The sequence below is a fragment of the Pseudomonas sp. BJa3 genome, from assembly GCF_026343815.1.
GTDB lineage: Bacteria > Pseudomonadota > Gammaproteobacteria > Pseudomonadales > Pseudomonadaceae > Aquipseudomonas > Aquipseudomonas soli.
Genome location: NZ_JAOXMC010000580.1, coordinates 1 through 232 on the forward strand (window position 1 = coordinate 1; position 232 = coordinate 232).

A 232-nucleotide genomic window follows, 5' to 3' on the forward strand; every position below is an offset into this window, starting at 1 on the left:
GGCCTGCTGGTGAGCAACCTGGCCTACCAGGCGATGGGGTCGGACCGGCATCGCCACACCGTGCCCGCCGCGGTGCTGCTCAGCGTGATCTTCCTGGTCGGCGGGCAGACGCTGCTGGAGCGGGTGCTGCAACTGAGCACCACGGTCAGCGTGGTCATCGAATTCGTGGGCGGAGTGATGTTCCTGGCCCTGATCTTGCGCAGGGGACGCCAATGATCGATATCCAACAAGT

Annotated in this window: 1 protein-coding gene; it reads left to right on the top strand. The window is 64.7% G+C overall.

The window, feature by feature from the left end:
* A partial coding sequence (locus OH705_RS28870; protein ID WP_267303654.1) for an iron chelate uptake ABC transporter family permease subunit occupies positions 1-216 on the top strand: 216 nt, incomplete at its 5' end.
* Between the last annotated feature and the right edge of the window lie 16 nt (positions 217-232).